General features: G+C 49.7%; 19 protein-coding genes and 1 other RNA gene. 4 read left to right on the plus strand and 16 right to left on the minus strand.

Annotated elements, in window-relative coordinates:
• Window positions 1–2 precede the first annotated feature (2 nt).
• From FHS77_RS01475 to FHS77_RS01485, 3 genes are all read right to left on the minus strand, one after another.
• The gene (locus tag FHS77_RS01475) at window positions 3–677 is read right to left on the minus strand and encodes a TetR/AcrR family transcriptional regulator (RefSeq protein ID WP_184218930.1); all 675 of its coding nucleotides are present in this window, start codon (window positions 675–677) and stop codon (window positions 3–5) included.
• A 134-nt stretch (window positions 678–811) separates the two neighbouring features.
• On the minus strand, window positions 812–2,731 hold the full coding sequence (locus tag FHS77_RS01480; protein WP_343060927.1) for a potassium transporter Kup: 1,920 nt from the start codon (window positions 2,729–2,731) through the stop codon (window positions 812–814).
• A gap of 235 nt (window positions 2,732–2,966) precedes the next feature.
• On the minus strand, window positions 2,967–3,707 hold the full coding sequence (locus FHS77_RS01485) for a pyridoxine 5'-phosphate synthase (protein WP_184218936.1): 741 nt from the start codon (window positions 3,705–3,707) through the stop codon (window positions 2,967–2,969).
• A 179-nt stretch (window positions 3,708–3,886) separates the two neighbouring features.
• On the opposite strand from FHS77_RS01485, the gene FHS77_RS01490 reads away from it, so the two are divergent.
• The gene (locus tag FHS77_RS01490; RefSeq protein WP_184218939.1) at window positions 3,887–4,279 is read left to right on the plus strand and encodes a SpoIIAA family protein; all 393 of its coding nucleotides are present in this window, start codon (window positions 3,887–3,889) and stop codon (window positions 4,277–4,279) included.
• A 2-nt stretch (window positions 4,280–4,281) separates the two neighbouring features.
• Here FHS77_RS01490 and FHS77_RS01495 read toward each other — a convergent pair whose 3' ends face one another.
• From FHS77_RS01495 to miaA, 5 genes are all read right to left on the minus strand, one after another.
• A complete protein-coding gene (locus tag FHS77_RS01495; protein WP_184218942.1) occupies window positions 4,282–5,409 on the minus strand; it encodes an ATP-dependent DNA helicase in 1,128 nt (375 codons plus the stop codon).
• 59 nt (window positions 5,410–5,468) lie between these two features.
• Complete coding sequence (locus tag FHS77_RS01500) at window positions 5,469–6,065, minus strand: LysE family translocator (protein WP_184218944.1); 597 nt, start codon at window positions 6,063–6,065, stop codon at window positions 5,469–5,471.
• Between the two features lie 76 nt (window positions 6,066–6,141).
• On the minus strand, window positions 6,142–6,714 hold the full coding sequence (gene ilvN, locus FHS77_RS01505; protein WP_184218947.1) for an acetolactate synthase small subunit: 573 nt from the start codon (window positions 6,712–6,714) through the stop codon (window positions 6,142–6,144).
• A 17-nt stretch (window positions 6,715–6,731) separates the two neighbouring features.
• Window positions 6,732–8,537, minus strand: a complete 1,806-nt coding sequence (locus FHS77_RS01510; RefSeq protein WP_184218950.1) for an acetolactate synthase 3 large subunit — start codon at window positions 8,535–8,537, stop codon at window positions 6,732–6,734.
• Window positions 8,538–8,841: 304 nt separating this feature from the next.
• A complete protein-coding gene (gene miaA / locus FHS77_RS01515) occupies window positions 8,842–9,729 on the minus strand; it encodes a tRNA (adenosine(37)-N6)-dimethylallyltransferase MiaA (protein WP_184218953.1) in 888 nt (295 codons plus the stop codon).
• Between the two features lie 15 nt (window positions 9,730–9,744).
• Here miaA and serB point away from each other — a divergent pair, with 15 nt between their 5' ends.
• Both serB and FHS77_RS01525 read left to right on the plus strand, forming a co-directional pair.
• Window positions 9,745–10,644 carry a phosphoserine phosphatase SerB gene (serB, locus tag FHS77_RS01520; protein ID WP_184218956.1) on the plus strand — a complete coding sequence of 300 codons (900 nt, stop codon included), beginning with the start codon at window positions 9,745–9,747 and terminating at the stop codon, window positions 10,642–10,644.
• On the plus strand, window positions 10,641–11,216 hold the full coding sequence (locus FHS77_RS01525; RefSeq protein ID WP_184218959.1) for a GNAT family N-acetyltransferase: 576 nt from the start codon (window positions 10,641–10,643) through the stop codon (window positions 11,214–11,216). Before serB ends, FHS77_RS01525 begins: the two co-directional genes overlap by 4 nt.
• An 84-nt stretch (window positions 11,217–11,300) precedes the next feature.
• On the opposite strand, the gene FHS77_RS01530 is transcribed toward FHS77_RS01525, so the two are convergent.
• From FHS77_RS01530 to FHS77_RS01560, 7 genes are all read right to left on the minus strand, one after another.
• Window positions 11,301–12,845, minus strand: coding sequence for a Do family serine endopeptidase (locus tag FHS77_RS01530; protein WP_374786191.1), 1,545 nt, complete (start codon window positions 12,843–12,845; stop codon window positions 11,301–11,303).
• A 350-nt stretch (window positions 12,846–13,195) separates the two neighbouring features.
• Window positions 13,196–13,381: a DUF2065 domain-containing protein gene (locus FHS77_RS01535; RefSeq protein ID WP_184218965.1), complete on the minus strand. Its 186-nt coding sequence runs from the start codon at window positions 13,379–13,381 to the stop codon at window positions 13,196–13,198.
• 18 nt (window positions 13,382–13,399) lie between these two features.
• Entirely contained in the window at window positions 13,400–14,359 is a 960-nt protein-coding gene (gene hflC, locus FHS77_RS01540) for a protease modulator HflC (protein WP_184218968.1), read from the minus strand.
• 1 nt (window position 14,360) lies between these two features.
• Complete coding sequence (gene hflK / locus FHS77_RS01545; RefSeq protein WP_184218971.1) at window positions 14,361–15,482, minus strand: FtsH protease activity modulator HflK; 1,122 nt, start codon at window positions 15,480–15,482, stop codon at window positions 14,361–14,363.
• A 190-nt stretch (window positions 15,483–15,672) separates the two neighbouring features.
• Window positions 15,673–16,197 carry a dihydrofolate reductase gene (locus FHS77_RS01550; RefSeq protein WP_184218974.1) on the minus strand — a complete coding sequence of 175 codons (525 nt, stop codon included), beginning with the start codon at window positions 16,195–16,197 and terminating at the stop codon, window positions 15,673–15,675.
• Window positions 16,194–16,988 carry a thymidylate synthase gene (locus FHS77_RS01555; protein ID WP_184218977.1) on the minus strand — a complete coding sequence of 265 codons (795 nt, stop codon included), beginning with the start codon at window positions 16,986–16,988 and terminating at the stop codon, window positions 16,194–16,196. Before FHS77_RS01555 ends, FHS77_RS01550 begins: the two co-directional genes overlap by 4 nt.
• Window positions 16,989–17,129: 141 nt before the next feature.
• The gene (locus FHS77_RS01560; RefSeq protein ID WP_184218980.1) at window positions 17,130–17,444 is read right to left on the minus strand and encodes a DUF2853 family protein; all 315 of its coding nucleotides are present in this window, start codon (window positions 17,442–17,444) and stop codon (window positions 17,130–17,132) included.
• Window positions 17,445–17,639: 195 nt separating this feature from the next.
• On the opposite strand from FHS77_RS01560, the gene ssrA reads away from it, so the two are divergent.
• Window positions 17,640–18,004, plus strand: a transfer-messenger RNA (tmRNA) gene (gene ssrA, locus FHS77_RS01565).
• Between the two features lie 14 nt (window positions 18,005–18,018).
• Here ssrA and FHS77_RS01570 read toward each other — a convergent pair.
• The gene (locus tag FHS77_RS01570) at window positions 18,019–19,236 is read right to left on the minus strand and encodes a multidrug effflux MFS transporter (RefSeq protein ID WP_184218983.1); all 1,218 of its coding nucleotides are present in this window, start codon (window positions 19,234–19,236) and stop codon (window positions 18,019–18,021) included.
• Window positions 19,237–19,336: the final 100 nt, after the last annotated feature.

The following is a 19,336-nucleotide window of genomic DNA, read 5'->3' on the forward strand; positions in this document are numbered from 1 at the left end:
CTCTATGCCCCGTAGAGAGCAAAAAACTGTCGTGTTGCCCGTCGTGCATCACGAATAACTTCTGCATCACCCAATTTGCGCTCATCCCCCAGCAACAAACGGATTTGCATATCGCGCACAACCAGACCGAAAAATGTCCGGAAGGCTTCTTCAATATCATCAAAGGCCAGCAAACCAGCCTCCTGCCCCATGGTCAAAACTGGGTTAAGACGTGCAGCCATGGCTGCCGGCCCATTGGCCACCACAATGCGTCCCAAGGCTGATTTTCCCGACCCTGCATGACTGACCGCTAAACGGTTCAAAGCAATGGAGGTTTCGCCAGACAAAACCAGCAACCAGTCACGGGCAAAATGTTCCAGTGTGGAAAACAGCGCTTCCGCGTCCAGTTTTTCACGCGCCACTGGCACAACCCGCACTTTGGACGCTTGCCAGCGCACCATTTCGGTCAGCAAGCCGTCACGGTCACCAAACCATTTATAGAGGCTTTCCTTCGAGCAGTTGGCAGCGCGCGCAATGCCGGATGTGGTCAGTGCACGGTCGCCCCCTTCCACCAGCAAACGCAACGCCTGCTCCAGAACATCGTTCTGACGCGGCGACAAACCTTGCGGGAACTCAGCGCGCACATCGGCTGCTGCTTCATCCTGCAATGGGTTGTGATGCGTATTTTCTGCTGACATGACGGAATAAAGCTCCTCCAGATTCCAAACCTGTACCGTACGGTACGGTTCTTATTCATAAGAGCAGATTCTATAACCGTCAAGAGTGTTTTACATTTCCTCTGAATTTTGAAATTTAATTACGCAAACATGCTTTAAATATTCACCTGCGTCCCGATTTCCACCACGCGCCCTGTCGGAATATGGAAATATTGTGTGGCATCGGCAGCACTACGTGCCAATATGATGAAATATTTTGATTGCCATAATGGCATCTCTGATTGAGGTGATGCTTTTAAACTACGCCGTGACAGAAAAAATGACGTGGTCATAATATCGTATTTCCAGCCAAGCTTACGACAAGCACCCAAAGCGCGCGGAATATTGGGCTGCTGCATATAACCAAAGCTCAAAGTCACCTGCATAAAACGCTCGTTAAATTGCGACACGCGCGCACGATCTGCCGCCTTCACCCATGGCTTATGCGCTGTCACGATGGTGAGAAACACATTGCTCTCATGCAAAACTTTGTAATGTTTCAAACTATGCAACAAGGCTGTGGGCGCAGATTGAAGATTGCTGGTCAGAAAAACTGCCGTTCCAGGCACTAATAAAGGTGGTTTCTTATCAAGCTGCTTCACAACAGCTTCCAGCTCCACCTCGCTTTTTCGGGTTTTAGCAAGCAATAAACGCGAGCCGCGCACCCATGTCCACATCGTCAAGCCGACAAGTGCTGCCATCAGCAGAGACACCCAACCGCCTTCCAGCACTTTAAAAATATTGGCTGTGAAAAACAGCAGATCAATTACTAGAAATCCGGCAATCAACGGCACGACAACAGCCAGGCGCCATTTCCACACTTTGGACATCACAAAGAACAGCAGGCTGGTGGTCACCAGCATATTGCCTGTAACGGCAATCCCATAAGCAGAAGCCAGATTGCTGGATTTTTCAAAGCCTAAAACCAGCAAAATGACCGTCACCCCAAGCACCAAATTCACTTTAGGAATATAAATCTGCCCATGCAGCTTTTCTGATGTGTGCTGAATTTCAAGCCTTGGCAACAACCCCAATTGCACAGCCTGACGTGCCACAGAAAAGGCACCACTTAAAACAGCCTGACTGGCAATCACGGTTGCGAGGGTTGCCAAGATCACCATCGGCCAAAGCGCGAAACTCGGCAACATCTGATAAAATGGCAGATCAGGCACGCCGCCCAACTGGCCCATATGCGACAATACGAATGCCGCCTGCCCAAAATAATTGAGCAGCAAGCACGGAAACACGATCCAAATCCACGCCCGTACAATCGGTTTGACACCAAAATGTCCAAGATCGGCATAGAGTGCTTCTGCCCCTGTCATCGCCAGAAACACCGCCCCGACCGTAATAAAGGCAGTCGCAGGGCTGGAGGTTAAAAAGTGAAAGGCAAAATAAGGGTTTAACGCCGCCATGACGCTTGGATCATCAAAAATATGCAGCAGTCCAAAACCGCCTAAGGCCACAAACCAGATAAGCATTACAGGACCGAAAATAATCGCGACTTTGCCGGTGCCGTATTTTTGAATAGCAAACAGGCCGAGCAGAATAGTCACTGTAATCGGCACAACAAAATGGTTCAGATCGGGAGCGACAATCTCCAAACCCTCCACGGCGGAAAGCACAGAAATCGCTGGCGTTATCACCGCATCGCCAAAAAAAAGTGCCGCACCACAAATGCCGACACCTAAAATAATATCCGGATGTTTTTTAACACCGCTTTGCACCAGCGCCATCAGCGATAAAATACCACCCTCACCATTATTGTCGGCGCGTAAAACGAAAAACACATATTTGACGGTGACAACCAGCGTCAAAGCCCAAAAAATCAGCGAAACAACACCTAAAATATCGGCACGTTCAATCGTACCACCGCCACTGGCAGCGCGCAAAGCTTCACGAAAGGCATAAATAGGACTGGTGCCTATATCCCCATAAACCACGCCCAAAGCGCCGAGGATCAAGAGCCGCATCGAATCCGGCTTCGGATCATCTATCTCCAGATCATCATTTTCAAAACGTGAGTGTTGAGACATATGCGAAAAGCTGCTTCCGCCGTTCATGCTCTGACGCCTTATAAATTAAGTGATGCGGCCTGCTTGGAATAAGGCACCATATTTACTGCCTGTCTGCAAGCGCAAAAAACGTAAACTAACGACATGAAATGCGTTCTGTGTTAAAATGGTATTATTCTAAAGAAATAGCCTGCACTTTACTACAACGTACAGGCCATATCAAACAAACCCAGTTAATTGGGTGAAAGTTTAAACTTCAACTTTCCAAAGCGGCAATAAAACGCTTAACGCTTGCCTCCATGCCGTAAATCAACGCATCTGCCGTGAAGCCATGACCAATGGAAACTTCCTTCAAAGACGGTATCACCTTGGTCAGTGCCGGAATATTCTCGACTGTCAAATCATGCCCCGCATTGACCTCCAAGCCAAGACTGTCTGCTTTAGCAGCAGCCAGACGCAGTTTTTCAAGTTCTGCCGCAGCCTTTTGCGGCTCATCATAAAAAGCACCATAAGGGCCGGTGAAAAACTCTACCCTGTCAGCCCCCAATTGCTTGGCAATATCCAAGCCCTTTTCGGTCGGGTCAGCAAACAGCGACACACGCATATTTTGTGCCTTGAGGCGTGCAATAACGGGTGCCAGCATGGGTGCGCTTTTGTCAAAATCCCAGCCGTGATCAGAGGTCGATTGCGCCGGATCATCAGGCACCAGCGTCACCTGCTCCGGCTGATGCTTTTCCACCAGATCAAGAAAATGTTCGCTTGGAAAGCCTTCGACATTAAACTCGGCATGGGGAAATTCATCATCCAAAACTGCGCGAATATCAGCCAGATCGCTAAAGCGGATATGACGCTGATCGGGGCGCGGATGCACGGTCAAACCACAAGCACCAGCAGCCAAAGCAATGCGCCCAAGTCCGGTAACACTTGGCCACGGCAAATCACGACGATTGCGCAACATAGCGATAGCATTCATATTTACAGATAATTTTGCCGGCATGGCCGCCCCTGTCTTTATCAATTCAAGTAGGGATTGATTACAAACCCCGCATCCATTGGTCAATGATGCTATATTAGAGCAAGGTTTTTAGCCAAAGCCGGTTTTCAGCCGTTTTGCTATGCCACGAGAATGCCATTTCCTGCGCTCACACTAAATCACTCAGCACAAGGAGAAGCTTCATGCGCAATGACACTGTTTCAGCCATCCGCAAAATTGAAACCAACCGTGATGATTTATTTGCCTATGAAATAACCGGCCATATCACCAGTGCGGAAGTTGAGAATATTTATGGCTTACTCACTGGCGCTTACAGCCAGTACGAAACAATCGATCTCTTGATCCGGCTTGTCGACTATGAGGGCATGGATTGGCCAACGCTGTTTTCACAAACAACGCAAGACCTGCGCAAAGATGCGCTCAAACATTTGAAAAATTATGCCGTCATCAATGGCCCATTATGGCTTGAAGCCAGCATCGCATTGGTGCAGCCATTTCTGGATGTCAAAATCAGAGCCTTTGCCGCCGATGACGAAGGCGAGGCTTGGGCTTGGCTCAATGCCAAACCCCTTTGAGCCTATTTAACGATGATCAGACTTTCAGCCGCGCGTGTGATGGCGGTATAAAGCCAGCGCTCGCGTGTATCACGGAAAGCATAGCTCTCGTCAAACAACACTACATTGTTCCACTGCGAACCTTGCGCCTTATGGGTGGTCAAAGCATAGCCATAATCAAAATCATCAAAGCGCTTTTTGGTGCTCCACGGAACTTCTGTATCCGGATCTTCAAACTGCGCTTTCAGCAATTTGATCTTGGCAACGCCACGACCCGGCTCATCATCTTCCGGCGAAACCAGCAAATTAATGCCAGGTTTCACTGTTTCGCGTGATGAAGTCATCACTTTCCACAAGGAACCATTGAGCAGGCTTTTGGCCGGATCATTACGCAAACAGACAAGCTTATCACCCGCTTGCGGATAATCGGCGGTAAACCCCTTTAATTCACGCAGACGCTGATTATAGCGCTTGCGCGTTCTGTTGGTGCCAACCAGCACCTGATCGGCTGCCAGCACTTCGGCCTGATCGACTTGCGATTTAGAAATAACGCGCGCACGGCCATAGTCACCATACTCAAGATCGCGCCCTTCCCGCACATCCAGCGCCATCTGGATAATCGGGTTATCGCGTGCCTGACGGTGAATTTCGGTCAGCAAAAAGTCCGGCTCATGTTCAGTAAAGAAACCACCGCCGGAAATCGGCGGCAACTGACCCGGATCACCCAGCACCAAAATAGGTGTGCCGAACGACATCAGATCGCGCCCCAGCTGCTCATCAACCATCGAGCATTCGTCAACGACGATCATGCTGGCTTTGGCGACAGGGCTTTGGCGGTTTAATGAAAATGTCGGAGCAATGGATGTTTTGCCCGTTGTTTCATCTTCCACTGCTTCTTCGCCGCGCGGACGATAAATCAATGAATGAAGGGTGCGGGCATTGCTCGCACCTTTGCTGCGCAAAACCTGCGCGGCCTTACCTGTAAAGGCTGCGAACTGAACATCGCCATCGACATGTTCAGCAAAATAGCGCGCCAATGTTGTTTTACCAGTCCCCGCATAGCCGAACAGGCGAAAGATCGGGCTACGACCCGCCTTCAACCATTTTTCGACTTCCTGAAGAGCCTGATCTTGTTCCGGTGAAAACTGCATACCCCTTCAGACAGGATTCGGCGCGGAAGGGCAAGGCCAACCGGAACAAAGAGTGAAGATTATTTTAACATTGGCCAAAGACTGGCCACTAAAAGCAATGCCATCACAATATTAAAGAGTTTCAGTTTGGCCGGATCGGAAAGCCAGTTACGCATCAATGTGCCAAAACCTGCCCACACCGAAACGCTTGGGAAATTAACCAGCGCGAAAACGCCACTGACCAGAAACAGTGACAGCCAGTAATTGTCATGACTGACATAAGTGGCAATGCCGGTAACGCCCATCACCCATGCTTTCGGGTTTACCCATTGAAAAGCGGCCGCCTGCAAAAAACTCATCGGCTTGCTATCCGCCTTTTTGCTTTCGCCAACACTGGTGGAGGTAGCAATTTTCCATGCCAGATAGAGCATATAAGCCCCACCGGTAAATTTTAACGCCAGATAAAGCACCGGCACCATTTCCAACAAAGCGCCAAGCCCCAAACCAATGCCAATCAGCAGCACGAAAAAGCCAACACCAATACCGATCATATGTGGCAGCGTACGGCGAAAACCAAAGTTTACGCCCGATGCCAGCAGCATAAGATTGTTTGGGCCCGGTGTGATTGAAGTCGCAAAGGCAAAAACTGCAAGGGTCAAAAATATTTCAGCAGACATAGGCGCTGATACCCTCCCGCGGGCGCAAAAGGGTGGCTGCATGAAACATGCACATACAGCCACCTTTTATAAAAAATTACATGCCTTGCGGGCCGCGGTTCATCGCAGAAACACCGGTGCGGCAAACCTCAACCAGCCCAAGCGGTTTCATCAGCGAGATAAACTGATCCACCTTGGCAGTCTTGCCGGTAATTTCGACGATGAAATGCTCGGTCGTTGCATCAACGATTTTCGCATTAAACGCATCGGTCAAACGCAAGGTTTCAGCGCGGGATTCACCTTTGCCAGCCACTTTAATCAGTGCCAGTTCACGCTCGATCGGGCGATCATAGCCAAGCTCAATCGCGCGGTGGCTAAGATCAACTACGCGGTGAACCGGTACAATGCGCTCCAGCTGATGGCGGATCTGATCAAGCACATGCGGCGTACCGCGTGTGACGATAGTGATGCGCGACAAATGCTGCTCGTGCTCGGTTTCCGACACGGTGAGGCTTTCAATATTGTAGCCACGTCCCGAAAAGAGGCCGATAACGCGGGCCAGAACGCCCGGCTCGTTGTCAACCAGAACAGCCAAAGTATGGGTTTCCGGTGTTTGTGTTTCGGTCGCAATGAAATATGCGGAACCGGATGCTAGATTTTGTGCATTCATAATATCTTCCCTCCGGCTCAAACGAGCAAACGACCTTCAGCATCAATGGCATTGGCGACAACTTCATCCGTTGCTTCATCCGGCAACAGCATTTCATTATGCGCTTTACCAGATGGAATCATCGGGAAACAGTTGGCCAGATTGGCCACGCGACAATCAAAGATCACCGGCTTATCGATGGCAATCATTTCTTCAATAGCAGCATCAAGTTCCGATGGCTTGCTGCAACGGATACCATGTGCACCATAAGCTTCTGCCAGCTTAACAAAATCAGGCATTGCTTCGGTGTAAGAATGGGACAAACGGTTGCCATGCAGCAATTGCTGCCATTGACGCACCATACCCATATATTGGTTGTTCAGGATGAAAATCTTGATCGGCGCGCCATGCTGGATAGCAGCAGACATTTCCTGAATACACATCTGAATAGAAGCATCACCCGCAACATCGATAACCAGCGCATCGGGATGTGCAATTTGCACACCAAGCGCTGCCGGCAGACCATAGCCCATCGTGCCCAAACCACCCGATGTCATCCAGCGGTTTGGCTCATCAAAGTGGATAAACTGTGCTGCCCACATCTGGTGCTGGCCGACTTCAGTGGTGATAAAGGTTTTGTGCTTTTTGGTCAGCGCGTTCAGGCGTTCCAGCGCATATTGCGGCATGATAACATCATCATTCGGCTTGTAAGCCAATGAGTTACGCGCGCGCCAACGCTTGATCTGATCCCACCAGCCGCCAAGTGCATCTTTATCTTGGCTTATGGAGGATGCACGGATCTGACGGTTCATGTCTTCCAGAACATGCGCCACATCACCAATGATCGGCAAATCAACACGAACGGTTTTATTGATGGAAGAAGCATCAATATCAATGTGAATTTTCTTCGAAAACGGCGAGAAAGCATCCAGACGTCCGGTGATACGGTCATCAAAACGCGCACCAACGCACAGCATGACATCACAATCATGCATGGTCATATTGGCTTCATAAGTGCCGTGCATACCAAGCATACCGAGCCAATTATCGCCCGAAGCCGGATAAGCACCCAAGCCCATCAATGTGGAGGTGATCGGGAAATTGCCCAATTCAACCAGTTCACGCAGCAGTTTGGAAGCAGCAGGGCCAGAATTGATAACGCCGCCACCGCTATAGATAACAGGCTTTTTCGCGCTTAACAGCATTTCAACGGCCTGCGCAATGTCATTCGTGTCGCCGTTCAAATTCGGACGATAGCTGGTGCGCGGTGATGTTTGCGGCGGTGTGTAAATACCGGTCGCAAACTGAATATCTTTAGGAATATCAACCAGAACAGGCCCCGGACGACCCGTAGTCGCCACATGGATGGCCTCATGCAGAATACGCGACAGATCATTAACGTCCTTCACCAGCCAGTTGTGCTTGGTGCAAGGGCGGGTAATGCCGATCGTGTCAGCTTCCTGAAACGCATCGGTACCAATCAAGCTCGTCGGCACCTGACCGGAAATGCAAAGCAACGGGATGGAATCCATCAAGGCATCCTGCAAAGGTGTTACCGCATTGGTGGCACCAGGCCCCGAGGTTACCAGCATCACGCCAAGTTTGCCGGTGGAACGCGCATAGCCTTCCGCCGCATGACCTGCACCCTGCTCGTGGCGCACCAGAATATGCTGCACCTGATCCTGCTGGAAAAGCTCGTCGTAAATAGGAAGGACAGCGCCGCCGGGATAGCCGAAAATATGTTCCACACCATGGTCGATCATAGCCTGAATGACCATTTCCGCTCCGGTCATTTCCCGTTGCTCTGTCGAGCCTGTGCCCGCCTCGCGTTTACCTGCAGTCATTTCCTTAGTTCCTGTCTGTGTTCACTTAATCTGCCGTTGTATTTTGATAATAAAAAAGGCCCCCTTTAGGGAGCCTGTCTTTCGCGCATGGGAGCTTTCGCCGGATGGTTACACCACCCTGCCCATGCGCCTTACCACCACAAGAATAATAAACTTTTTCATAGGAAGAACCCTAACCACGGCCTTTGCGAAGGTCAACGCATAAATTCAAATAAATATTAAAAAAATCGCAAAATTCGCATGAAAATTACGTCAGCATTGCTGCATCATTGCATTCTGACCTTCAAAAGTCATGCTAAATTGCTCAAGGCCGATAAATTTTCCAGCTTTCATCCAACTGATTGCGGAACCATGTGCTCTGACGTTTGGCATATTGGCGCGTTGCGGTTACAGCCAGTTCAATCGCGCGCTCACGGCTTAAATGCCCTGCCTGATAATCCGCAATTTCACGCACACCAATGGCTTTCATGGCAGGCAGGCTCGGATCAAGCTGTAAAGCCATCAGTTTTGCAACCTCTTCCTGCGCACCGCCATTCCACATCAAAGCAAAACGATCAGCAATCCGCTGACGTAAAACCGGACGCTCCTGCGTCACCACAAATTTCTGCGCTGATTTTTCATCCACCAGCGCTGTGCCTGTCGGCTTTTGCCAAAAACTAAGCGACTTGCCGGTCGCTTTCATAATCTCAATACTACGCAAAATCCGCTGCCCGTCAGCAGGTTTCAGGTTCGCCGCCATTACCGGATCAATTTCTGATAAAATTCTGTGCAGGCTTTCCGCGCCCTCTTCTTCCATCCGCGCCCGCCAATAGTGGCGGATATCATCCGGCACATCAGGAATTTGTGACAAACCGCCAACAAGAGCACGAAAATAAAGCCCTGTACCACCAACAAAAACCGGTACCCGCCCTTGGTTTTCAGATTTCGCCAACAGTGTTTTGACATCATCAAACCATTTACCGGTTGAATAAGTGACGGATGGCGCCACATGACCGTATAAATAATGTTCTGCCTGACTCAAATCTTCTTCTGGCGGACGCGCGGTCAAAAGGTTCAGAACATCATAGACCTGCATGGAATCTGTATTTACAATGAAGCCCTCATGTTCTTTTGCGAGTTTGAGTGCAAGAGCTGACTTGCCGCTGGCCGTTGCTCCGGCTATCAGGATTGCATTCTTAACTGCTTCACTCATTACAGGTATTGCTCCATGTCATCGTCTGCGCCACTTGTTGCTACTCTGATTTCCAACCCTGAAGCACGCGCTCTCAGCGCAAGCCTTGGCAGTAAAGCGTCAGAAGCAGTAAAGGCAAGTGGTCTTTACTGGCTGGCAGATGGCATTGCTTGTGATCTGGCTTTACCCAAAGATATCACCATTGAACAAGCCAAAAGTGAACTCGCCCTGATAATCGGCGACGAACCGGTCGATATTATTGTGCAACCGCAAGAAACCCGACGCAAGAAATTGCTGCTGGCGGACATGGATTCAACCATGATCCAGCAAGAATGCATTGATGAGCTGGCCGAAGAAGCCGGTTTTCGCGATCAGGTGGCTGGCATTACAGCCCGTGCCATGAATGGTGAAATTGCTTTTGAACCGGCATTGCGTGAACGCGTGGCGCTTCTTAAAGGCCTGTCCTTTTCCGTGATTGATCACGTCATTGCCAATCGCATCACCCTGATGCCGGGTGGCACTGAGCTGGTGCGCACGATGAAAAAACATGGCGCTTATACGGCGCTTGTCTCCGGCGGCTTCACAGCATTCACCAATGTCATTGCTGAGATGATCGGCTTTGACGAGCACCGCGCCAATACATTGCTGACCCATGAAGGCCTGCTCACCGGTGAAGTCAGTGATCCGATTTTAGGCCGCGAAGCAAAAGTTGAGCGTTTGGAAGATATTTCCGAACGCCTTGGCATTTCCGTGGCTGACGCGATTGCCGTGGGTGATGGCGCTAATGATCTTGGCATGTTGCAGCTTGCGGGCAGCGGTGTCGCACTGCACGCCAAACCATCCGTTGCCGCACAAGCAGAAATGGTTGTCGATCACGGCGATCTGACCGCCCTTCTTTATATTCAGGGCTACCGAAAGACAGATTTTGTAAAATGATTATTCTTGAAACCGAACGATTGATTGTCCGCAACTGGCGCGAAGAAGACCGTGAACTGGTTCATCGTATCAGCCATGACGAACAGATTATGGAGTTTTTTCCGTTTCGTTTGAGCCGCGAAGAATCCGACAAGCTCTATGACCGCCTTTATACGATGATCACCGAAACCGGTTATGGTTTTTACGCGTTAGAGCGTAAAGACACCGGCGAGTGCATCGGCTTTTGCGGCCTTGTTGCCATGAGTATGGAGCCTTTTTTCAAAGAAGGCACCGTCGAAATCGGCTGGCGCCTGATACCTGAAACATGGGGCGAAGGCTATGTCAGTGAAGCCGCTAAGGCATTGCTCGAATATGGCTTTATGGAAAAGAAACTACCTGAGATCGTTTCTTTTGCCGTGCATAATAATGAGCGCTCCACCGCTGTGATGCAGCGCATCGGCATGAAGCATGATCAATCGCGCGATTTTTCACACCCGAAAGTCAGCGATGAGTATCCGCATTTGCAGCCACACGTCACCTATGTGATGAGCCGCGATGATTTTTTGCAAAAACATGAATCACATTCTGAGTAATCAGGCTTAACGCACTGTAAAAACAATAAAAAAGCCGCCGGAACATGATTTGTTCCGGCGGCTTTTTCGTTAAAATTATCAAAATCAATCGATACGGATGGTCACAAAACGCAATTCACCACTGCGCGAGGCCAACATAATCAAAGCATTTTTACGTCCCTGACGCTGTAAGGCTTCGATGCGCTTTTTCACGTCCTGCGGGGTTTTCATCACTTCCTGCCCGATATCGACAATCACCTCACCGGCTTCAATGCGCTTTGTGGCTGCGGCTGAACTTGGTGCCACATCCTGCACCACGACACCTTCCACCTCTTCATCAATGCCATAAATGCCGCGCATATCATCATCAAGCACACCAAGTTTCATGCCCAGAACTGTTACGGCTGGGACTGCCGCTGTATCCGGCTTGGCTTCATCCGCAGGCTTGTCGCCCTTGTCGGTTGCGCCCTCTTCTGTAGAAGGTGCAAGGGCTGGCGGCGGAGCCTGATCTTCTGTTTCCAGCTCTTGGTCATCCATCATCTCTTCATCTTCTTCATCAGCAGATGAGGATGCTTTTTCTGTTTCGGCCATACGGCCAAGCTTAACTTTGACGGTCTGTTCTTTACCATCACGCTGAATGACAATATCAACCACATCATCAACTGCACTTTCTGCCACAAGCCGTGGCAGATCACGTGCAGTGTCAACCACTTTGCCATCAAAACGCAGGATCACGTCACCGGCTTTCAGCGCTTTATTGTCAACTTCCGCACCATCAATCAAGCCTGCAACCAGTGCGCCTTTGGCCTCCTTGAGGCCAAGATTTTCCAGCATATCATCGCTGATCGGCTGGATACGCACACCAAGCCAGCCGCGACGCACTTCGCCAAACTCTTTCAGCTGATCCATAATGCTGCCGGCAATTTCAGATGGAATCGCAAAGCCGATCCCGATCGAACCACCGGACGGTGAAATAATCGCCGTGTTGATGCCAATAACATTGCCATCCATATCAAACAGCGGCCCGCCGGAATTACCACGGTTAATCGCCGCGTCAGTCTGGATAAAACTATCATAAGGGCCGGAATTAATGTCGCGTTTACGCGCCGAAATAATCCCAACCGTCACTGTGCCACCAAGACCGAACGGGTTGCCGATGGCCATCACCCAATCACCAATGCGGGCAGCTTCCGAATTGCCAAATTTTACCGCAACCAGTTTGCGTTTTTTCGGGTCAACTTTCAAAAGTGCGATATCGGTTTTTGTATCCGTGCCGACAAGCTCGGCTTTCAATTTGGCACCGTCATTAAAATTGACGGTAATTTCATCCGCATCAGCAATCACATGATTGTTGGTGATGATGAAACCCTTCTCCGCATCGACTACAAAGCCGGAGCCCAAAGACTGCACCTTGCCGGAGCGCTCATCGCCGCCCTCTTCGTCTTTTTTCTTAAAATAATCGTCAAAAAATTCCTGAAACGGCGACCCTTCCGGCACATCCGGCACCTGAACAGTACCGTCACCTTCGCCTTTAATTGTTTGCGAGGTGGAAATATTGACCACCGCATCAATTAAGCCTTCGGCAAGATCCGCCACCGAGGCAGGGCCTTTGCCTTTGGCATGGAGCTCCGCAGCTGTTGACTGCGCCACAGCCTGATTAAAACCAACATCAAACGGCAGTGCCAGAGCGGTCAGGCTCAGCACAAGCAACGTGTTGCGAACCAGTCCTGTTTTAAATGCGGATACCATCAAGCCCTGCTCCAATATTCAAATCCAATATTCAATCACTGACACGCTAGCTGAATGCTAAAACTTTAACAAAGCTACATTCAATAATCAGCAGCCATAAAGTGCATAAATTAACAATGCCTCACTCTATGCACAACACATTGTCATGAGAGCATGTCCTGAGGCATTTTAATTTTTAAGTATTTTTCTGATCCCGCATTCCAGCAGGATTAAGGCGTATCGGCAAAAGCAGGGTAGAGCGCGGCAAAAAATCAGCCGCGCACCCACCAGACAATACCCACGCCCATTGCAATGGCAACAATACCGGCAAAGCGCAGAACCTGTTCCGGCGCCTGGCTCACATCCCAAGCCATCCGCTTGGCGATTAAAGGAAAGCCGCCGTAGAGCAGCCCCTCAAAAACAAGGAGAAGTCCTACGGCGGCTAAAAAGTCATTCATTACTTAAACCTGACGCTCTTATTGTGCAGGAGCGGCAGATGTTTCACCGGCAGCATCACGTATAGCTGGTGCAGCTTCTGCACCAGTTGCAGGTTTTGCAGCACCTGCATCACGGAAGAAGCGGAAGAACTCTGAATCAGGTGAGATCACCATGCTGGTATCCGGTGTCTGCAAGGCATGGCCATAAGCTGACATCGAACGATAAAATGCGAAGAAATCGGCATCACGGGACGCAGAATCTGCAAAGATTCTTGAACGCTCTGCTTCACCCTCACCACGGAGGATTTCTGATTCCTTACGTGCTTCAGCAATTGTTTCCACAACCTGACGATCAGCCACCGCACGAATACGCTGTGCAGCTTCACGACCACGCGCACGCAGACGCTCAGCTTCTGCCAGACGTTCAGCCTTCATACGCTCAAAGGTCTGCTGTGAGACTTCTGCGGTCAGATCTGTACGACGAATACGCACATCTTCAATGGTCAGACCAAGTGATGTTGCATCCGGGCGCAACTGGTCACGCAATTCGCGCATCATGCCTGAACGCTCTTCAGAAAGAGCAGCCTCAAAACCACGCTGACCGTAAACGCTACGAAGAGCTGCGTCCAAACGTGTACGCAAACGCTGTTCGGCCAAAGTCGTATTACCCGACACTGTCTGACGGAATTTGCGGGCATCAGTAATGCGGTAAACGAGGAACGCATCCACATCATAGAACTTACCGCCAGCAACCTGAACGCGGATATCTTCCAGATCAAATCGCAGCAGACGATCATCAATCATCTGCACATTATCGGCTTCCAAAAAGCCGAATGGCAGCTTGAAATAAATACCCGGCTCTTCTTTCACATCAACAATCTGACCAAAACGCAGAACAATAGCCTGCTGGCGTTCGTTGACGATAAAAACGGACGAGTAAATCAGTACACCAATAATTGCGATCAGACCTGCAATGAAAGGAAATCTGTTCTGAGCCATCTTATTGTGCTCCTTCATTACTGCGAGCCTGACTGTTGGAACGCGTCAGTTCATTCAATGGCAGATAAGGCACAACATTCTGACCCGGCTCTACGATAACTTTCTTGGTGTTTTGCAGCACTTGTTCCATAGTTTCCAGATAAAGACGCTTGCGGGTCACTTCCGGTGCCTTGGCATATTCGTCGTAAACCGAGATGAAGCGTTGTGCCTCACCCTCTGCTTCCTGAACGATACGGTTTTTATAAGCAGCCGCATCTTCACGAACCTGAGCCGCCTCACCGCGTGCCTGACCAAGCTTCTGGTTAGAATATTGATTGGCTTCTTCTACGAAGCGATCTTCATCCTGTTCAGCACGCTGAACTTCATCAAAAGCATCAGCCACTTCGCGCGGAGGCGCTGCATCTTCGATGGAAACTGCATTGATCTGAATACCGGCTTTATAATCATCCAGTGTTTGCTGAACGATGTTACGGACATCCTGCGCAATCACACTACGATTATCACGGAAGACGTCCTGTGCCGGACGGCGGCCAACGACTTCACGAATGGCACTTTCAGAAATCTGCTGCACCATGCTGTCAGGATTTTGCACATTGAAGAGGTAATCACGCGGGTTTTCCACGCGGTAAAGCACGGAGAACTGAACATTAACAATGTTCTGGTCACCGGTCAGCATCAGGCCTTGTGTGGCTGTGCGTGAACCCTGCCCGCCAATATTGATCTGCTTTTCAACGATCTGAGCTTTTTCATAAGTTTCAATCGGCCAGAGATGGAAGTGCAAACCCGGCTCGGAAATTTCTTCCTTAGGCTTACCAAAGCGCAATTCAACCGCCAGCTCATCCGGCTGGACGGTATAAACCGCCTGAAAAATCCAGAATGCAACAGCAACAATAGCAATCAAAACGATAAAAAAGGAATTACCGCCAGAGCCTGCTCCGCCGCCGCCACCCGGAAACGCCTTTTTCAAGCGATCCTGCCCTTTACGCAAAATGTCTTCCAGATCAGGCGGGGTATTAGGGCCATTACCCTTTGGCTTCTGCGGGCCTTGGCCCCACGGTCCGCCATTATTATTATTATCGCCGCTTCCCCACGGGCCGCCGCCATTTTGATTGCTCCAGGGCATCCTTACCTCTCGTTTGATATGCAAGAGGCATCCAATACCTCCCGACTTCAAATGGACTTACCCCGTTTATAGGGATCAAACTACGCTGTTTCAACGCAAAGCCTGCAAATTAAAGCTATTCCTGATAAATATATGGCTGAAATGGTTCATTTTTATACAAGAAATAAATTTGAAAGCTTGCCTTAGCTCATCAGACAGTCTTTTTGCGCTGATAAACACAATAATTTGTCGGGTGACTATCCTTCTCACCGGCGGGCACATTTTCCGATGAAATCACCTGCCATTCAGCAGGATCAAGATCAGGAAAGGTGGTATCACCCTCAATGTCAGCCAGCACATGGGTCAGATGTACGACATCCGCCACCGGCAAAGCCTGAGCATAAATATTGCCGCCGCCGATGATGCAAATTTCATCAATTTGCTCATTTTCCGCATGAGTTTTGGCCAATGCAACCGCTTCTTCCAGCGAATGCACGACACTTGCACCTTCCGGCGCAAAATCTGCATTACGGGTAATCACGACATTGAGACGACCAGGCAAAGGACGCCCGATTGATTCCCATGTCTTGCGTCCCATAATCACCGGCTTGCCTAATGTCAGTGCTTTGAAGCGCTTCAGATCAGTAGACAAGCGCCACGGCATATCATTTTCTCTGCCGATGACACCATTTTGTGCCGCAGCCACGACCATCGATATTTTAATGGCTTTACTCATACTGCTATCGGCGCCTTAATGCTCGGATCAGCTTCATAGCCTTCCAGCTTAAAATCATCGAAAGTGAACTCAAACAAGTCTTTCACCTGTTTGTTCATTGTCATCACCGGCAGTGCTTTCGGCGTGCGGGTCAGTTGCAATTTCGCCTGTTCAAAATGATTTGAGTAAAGATGCGCATCACCAAGTGTATGAACAAAATCACCGGCTTCCAGATCGCAAACCTGCGCAATCATCATGGTGAGCAGCGCATAAGAAGCAATGTTGAACGGAACACCTAAGAAAATATCGGCTGAGCGCTGATAAAGCTGACACGACAATTTACCGTCCGCCACATAAAACTGGAACAGACAATGGCATGGCGGCAGCGCCATTTCATCCACCAATGCAGGATTCCACGCCGAGACAATCAACCGGCGTGACTGCGGATTGGTTTTAATCATATGCAAAAGATTGGCGATCTGATCAATTGAGCCACCATCGGGTGCCGGCCATGAGCGCCACTGCGCACCATAAACCGGCCCCAGATCACCGTTTTCATCGGCCCATTCATCCCAGATCGAAACGCCGTTTTCTTTCAGATAGGCGATATTAGTATCGCCTTTAAGAAACCATAAAAGCTCATGAATGATCGAGCGCAGATGCAGTTTTTTTGTCGTCAGCACCGGAAAACCATCTGCCAGATTATAGCGCATCTGATAACCAAAAACCGAACGCGTGCCTGTACCGGTACGATCACCGCGATCAACACCGTTTTCTAGCACATGGCTTAACAGATTAAGATAGGTTTGCATGTTAGGCTCTCCTGCATGAACAAACATGCATCAATTCGCAGTCAATTATTAAAGCAACAAAGCCTTAGCCGATTCTCACGGCTAAGGCTTTTTAAATATCATATATAAGCCATCACGAATGAAAGCTAAAAATGCACCCGATTAAAGGGAGCCGAGCAGACCCAGCTGTTTTGCAGTCAGGTAATAGAAGGTAACGCGATCTTTGTTGCGGTCGCCTTTCATCACTTCTGCGACATGGGCAATCGCTGCATCAGCAGCCGCATCATCGGTTACGCCGAGCTTACGGCCAATCCAGCTTTCACGCACGCGCTTCAGCTCTTCCGGATCGCTCACAGCAACCAGAGCAGCATCGCGGCTGGTACGCAATGCAATACCCAAATGCTTGACGATTTTATCTACAATCGCTTCATCTGCTGCCGCATCATAACGGCGCACATCGGCAAGATGGTCACTCATAACCCACTCTCCTGTAATCATCGCTTAAATTTCCGCACCATTTGCGGCATCATAAGCGCAAAGCCCGTGATTGTTTGAAGATTGACCAGCCTGTTATTTCTGTCAATGAAAAAAGCCCTGACTTTCGCATAATCCCGCGGCTCGTCAAGTTTTTCCAGCATTATCATTTAAAAAATGACGCGGATATGAAACTCAGCCCTTCCATTCGGCTAAAATCCTGACTATATACATTCTGCTGGCTCAGGCCAGCTATGGTAATAAACGGACGGTGTAATAAACCATTTGGACCCGGGGGCGGTACCCGGCGCCTCCACCAGAACATAGCTCATCCAAAGGCTATGCTGTGGCGGGGGCGAAATAGGATCGACAAGGGTGTAAAGATCGCTCTTTTACTCGGCATGATACCACCGTTATCGGGTCAAACGAGTAGTTGCAAATGACAACAAAGCTCAGGGTTACGCTCTCGCTGCTTAATCGCGGTGCGGGAAACCCAACCTAAGTCCTTAGGGTTAGCACCTTAAGGCGGGGTCCGGAGGCACCTGGCAACAGAAGCCTCCACTTTTTCCCTTTAAAATCAGCCGGCCACAGATGATTGCAAATCGTGCATCGTCGGTTTGTTGCGCAATACGATCAGTGTCAAAACAAAGGCTGCCACAATGCTCAGTGTAATGCCGGCAACCATTGGTAAAATGGTACCGTCACTGAACATTGACGAAACTCCGATGGCAATTGCTGCCATCAAAAACTGCAATGTTCCCATCAGAGCAGAAGCGGTTCCGGCAATTTTGCCGTGATCTTCCAACGCCAGCACGGCTGTTGTCGGAATAACCAACCCTAAAAAGCCAAAGCCGACAAACAGAAAACTGGCAATAACCGGATAAGAATGCGCACCCGAGAGCACCGCAACCAGCATTGCGGTCAGGATAAATGCTGCACAACTGACCGAGAACAACACCACCCGCTTCAAGCCAAAACGGCTTGCTAACAAGCCATTAAGCTGTGACATCCCGATAAATGAAATTGCATTGACGGAAAAAGCCAATGCATATTCGCGCGATGTGAAACCATATTGCTGGATGAAGACAAAAGATGAATTGGCCAGATAAACCATAAAGCCGGCCATGCACATGGCGCCGATCATCACCAGACCAATGAAATTCCAATCTTTCATCAATCGACTATAACCCGCCAGTGCAGAGCTCAGGCTGCTTTCGACGCGTGCCGCCACAGGCCGCGTTTCCTTCTGCCACAAAACCAGCATCACAATGCCGATAAGGGTTGCCAGCAACACAATCCAAAACACCATGCGCCAACTGTAATAGTCAATAATCAGCGAACCGGACAAAGGTGCCATGATCGGCGAAACAGAGAACACCAGCATCAAAAGCGACATCAGACGTGCCGCATCAACGCCGGTATAAAGGTCGCGTACAATCGCGCGCGGGATAACCATACCAGCAGCTGCGCCGATGCCTTGCAAAAAGCGGAAAGACACCAGCATATCAATGCTGGTGGATAAAGCCGCCCCCACACAACCAATACCAAACAGCACCAACCCGCTATAAAGCGGAACTTTGCGACCGTACATATCGGACAAAGGGCCGTAGAAGAGCTGTGAAATTGCAGCAGCAATAAAAAAGCTTAACAAGCTCATCTGCACAGCCCCGCTTTCGGCGTGCAGATCCGCTCCGATATTCGGCAGAGCGGGTAAATACATATCAATAGCAAAAGGCCCGATTGCAGAAATCAGGCCGAGAATAAGTGCATTTCGCAAGAGTCCAGCGGGGGGCATAGGACAAACTTTCAACAGATTGGAAACAAGAAAGAGCTGCAATATCGCCCTATTCTCACGGATTTGTGAAATAAGAAATACTGATCCGCACGTCAAGTGA

The organism is Paenochrobactrum gallinarii, from assembly GCF_014205685.1.
GTDB lineage: Bacteria > Pseudomonadota > Alphaproteobacteria > Rhizobiales > Rhizobiaceae > Paenochrobactrum > Paenochrobactrum gallinarii.

Excerpts from the sequence above, each read along its gene's own strand:
- FHS77_RS01475 (WP_184218930.1), bottom strand. The coding sequence starts at position 677 with ATGTCAGCAGAAAATACGCATCACAACCCATTGCAGGATGAAGCAGCA.
- FHS77_RS01480 (WP_343060927.1), bottom strand. The coding sequence starts at position 2,731 with ATGTCTCAACACTCACGTTTTGAAAATGATGATCTGGAGATAGATGAT.
- FHS77_RS01485 (WP_184218936.1), bottom strand. The coding sequence starts at position 3,707 with ATGCCGGCAAAATTATCTGTAAATATGAATGCTATCGCTATGTTGCGC.
- FHS77_RS01490 (WP_184218939.1), top strand. The coding sequence starts at position 3,887 with ATGCGCAATGACACTGTTTCAGCCATCCGCAAAATTGAAACCAACCGT.
- FHS77_RS01495 (WP_184218942.1), bottom strand. The coding sequence starts at position 5,409 with ATGCAGTTTTCACCGGAACAAGATCAGGCTCTTCAGGAAGTCGAAAAA.
- FHS77_RS01500 (WP_184218944.1), bottom strand. The coding sequence starts at position 6,065 with ATGTCTGCTGAAATATTTTTGACCCTTGCAGTTTTTGCCTTTGCGACT.
- ilvN (WP_184218947.1), bottom strand. The coding sequence starts at position 6,714 with ATGAATGCACAAAATCTAGCATCCGGTTCCGCATATTTCATTGCGACC.
- FHS77_RS01510 (WP_184218950.1), bottom strand. The coding sequence starts at position 8,537 with ATGACTGCAGGTAAACGCGAGGCGGGCACAGGCTCGACAGAGCAACGG.
- miaA (WP_184218953.1), bottom strand. The coding sequence starts at position 9,729 with ATGAGTGAAGCAGTTAAGAATGCAATCCTGATAGCCGGAGCAACGGCC.
- serB (WP_184218956.1), top strand. The coding sequence starts at position 9,745 with ATGTCATCGTCTGCGCCACTTGTTGCTACTCTGATTTCCAACCCTGAA.
- FHS77_RS01525 (WP_184218959.1), top strand. The coding sequence starts at position 10,641 with ATGATTATTCTTGAAACCGAACGATTGATTGTCCGCAACTGGCGCGAA.
- FHS77_RS01535 (WP_184218965.1), bottom strand. The coding sequence starts at position 13,381 with ATGAATGACTTTTTAGCCGCCGTAGGACTTCTCCTTGTTTTTGAGGGG.
- hflC (WP_184218968.1), bottom strand. The coding sequence starts at position 14,359 with ATGGCTCAGAACAGATTTCCTTTCATTGCAGGTCTGATCGCAATTATT.
- hflK (WP_184218971.1), bottom strand. The coding sequence starts at position 15,482 with ATGCCCTGGAGCAATCAAAATGGCGGCGGCCCGTGGGGAAGCGGCGAT.
- FHS77_RS01550 (WP_184218974.1), bottom strand. The coding sequence starts at position 16,197 with ATGAGTAAAGCCATTAAAATATCGATGGTCGTGGCTGCGGCACAAAAT.
- FHS77_RS01555 (WP_184218977.1), bottom strand. The coding sequence starts at position 16,988 with ATGCAAACCTATCTTAATCTGTTAAGCCATGTGCTAGAAAACGGTGTT.
- FHS77_RS01560 (WP_184218980.1), bottom strand. The coding sequence starts at position 17,444 with ATGAGTGACCATCTTGCCGATGTGCGCCGTTATGATGCGGCAGCAGAT.
- FHS77_RS01570 (WP_184218983.1), bottom strand. The coding sequence starts at position 19,236 with ATGCCCCCCGCTGGACTCTTGCGAAATGCACTTATTCTCGGCCTGATT.